The organism is Paraburkholderia sp. 31.1, from assembly GCF_014397645.1.
In the GTDB taxonomy this organism is placed as follows: Bacteria; Pseudomonadota; Gammaproteobacteria; order Burkholderiales; family Burkholderiaceae; genus Paraburkholderia; species Paraburkholderia tuberum.
On sequence record NZ_VZQN01000133.1, the window covers coordinates 1 to 2,068 of the forward strand.

Annotated in this window: 1 protein-coding gene and 1 pseudogene; both read left to right on the forward strand. The window is 53.5% G+C overall.

Annotated elements, in window-relative coordinates:
- Positions 1 to 1,121 (forward strand): annotated as a pseudogene (locus tag F6X37_RS35565) (hypothetical protein); the annotation flags it as partial.
- Positions 1,122 to 1,764: 643 nt separating this feature from the next.
- Positions 1,765 to 2,025 carry a PAAR domain-containing protein gene (locus tag F6X37_RS35570; protein WP_187614646.1) on the forward strand — a complete coding sequence of 87 codons (261 nt, stop codon included), beginning with the start codon at positions 1,765 to 1,767 and terminating at the stop codon, positions 2,023 to 2,025.
- Positions 2,026 to 2,068: the final 43 nt, after the last annotated feature.

Genomic DNA, 2,068 nt, shown 5'->3' on the forward strand with positions numbered 1-2,068 from the left:
CGCAAGCGCTGTCAACCTACGTGAGGATGAACGATCCGGTGCGTCAGGCACTACGCGGATTTATCTGCAACGCGCCGAGCGAATGGGATAGCAAGAACAACGAGACGCGCTACACGAAGCTGCTCGATGAGGGCGGGTTCTACCACGGCAACCAAACGGGTTACGACGATTTTCTCAAGTACCTCAAGGAAGTCCAGTTTTGGGATGTGACCGGGTTGCCCGCCGGGGAGAAGCTCTGGTTCTTCCATCCGCTGGCGTTTATCCGGCATTTCAGGAAGTGCGGATGGTTGAGCAAGGACGAGTTTAAGCAGATCTACTCGGATAGGCGCTACAGTAGAAATCAGCGACCATCTCCGGATCAATTGCGTAATACCTACTTGAGGCCGCTAAATCTGGCAGCACGAAAATTTGGTTTAACGTCCCCTGTTCGGCTTGCCCATTTTCTTGGCCAAGGTGCCGTTGAAAGCGCATGGCTCGCGTCGATGCAGGAAACGAGCATGCTAGGGCACCTCGCAAGTGATGGATTTCATGGAACGGTGATAAATCCGGCGTCGGAAGTTGCCGAATCCACGTCGGGGCATTGGTACGGTCAGATTCCTACTGAGGACGATGCCTGGTTCCGCTCGGTAAAACTCAACAGACACGGGGTGCGCATTACGGGTTCATACGACTGGCGGAACGGCAACTGCGATCGAGAAGATTCCCAGAAGTTTCGAGGACGGGGTTTCAAGCAGCTTACTGGGCGAAGCAATTACGCAGATTACTGGACGTTCAAGGGGTGGATTTTGAGTACGTCGTTTACCGCATCATGGTGGACCGACCCAGCGTATATTGCGCACAATCGCAGCGGTATGACAAAAACCCCCGCGATGATTGATGCCCCTCAGAGAGTTGCCCTTCCTGAGAATAGTCTGGATAGCGGGGGATTTTATTTGCGATTCGAAAGGCCAAAAGTAACCAGACATATCGACATGGATTCTTCGCAACCGGCTATCTCTGATTCGGACAAGCAAAAAGAACGGCAAATCTCGCGCGACGTTACATATGCGATTAATGGTGGTTATATTGACTGGGATCGACGGCTTGATTTCACTCGTTCGGCTAAAGAAATTATTTCGTGAGAGTTCGGAAATGCCTAGAATCGGATGGGGTTTGGTTGTGCTGGCATCAGTCTTTTTCGCAGGAGCCGCTCACGCAGATGATACCTATGAGGTAGCTGGTTCCTCAATTACAATCGACAGCTCTAGAAAGTGCTTACTTGACAAGCCTCCGCTTTATGCAATCGAGAGTTTCGACAAATCGGCGGTAATGGTCTCAGAAACCGGCTATATCCCAAAACAGGATCTAGCCACTTGTCAAGCTGGGCGGGTAGTCCACGTCCTCTCGATCCCGTCAAATGTGGGGGTGCTGTCCGACATAAATCTCTCAAAGGATATTTATGTTGCCCTTGATTTTGTTAGCGTGCGGCCATTCACATATCTGGCTACCGTTGCACATATCGGAACATCGCGAAACCTTGTCTCGATAAGGGGGGCGTATATTCCGGGCCACAGACTTAGTGAACTGAGGGAATCCGCTTTTGGTGGTAGTGGCGAGGCGGGGACTGCGATTATCTCTCCCAATGGACACTATGTCGCGCCAAGCGGCGAAATGGACTGTTCACAAGACGCCTATCCGGGCGTGTGGGACGTTCGGGGCAACCGACGTGTCGTAGCGACGGACGACGCCTGCGCGGCGCTCTTCAAATAAAACGAATCCCTCGAAATGAAATCTCCCATCCGAAAAGGTGACAAACTTGAGAACGGAGGCGAAGTCACAGGCGGCTCACCGTGGTTCGAGGTCATGGGCCGCCCGCTTGCCCGGAAGGGCGACGAGGCGATCTGCGAGCAGCACGGGCCAACCACGATTGACGAGGGCTACGCCAAGTTTCCCGACCGAGATGGCAAGGCCGTCGCTTTCCATCACTATCGCTGCGCATGCGGCTGCAGGCTGCTCTCGTCGCTGATGAACTTCAACATCGCGTAATGCCGGTCGATCTTTCTCCAGCCGGACGCCCGAGCGCCTATCC

Excerpts from the sequence above, each read along its gene's own strand:
- F6X37_RS35570 (WP_187614646.1), top strand. The coding sequence starts at position 1,765 with ATGAAATCTCCCATCCGAAAAGGTGACAAACTTGAGAACGGAGGCGAA.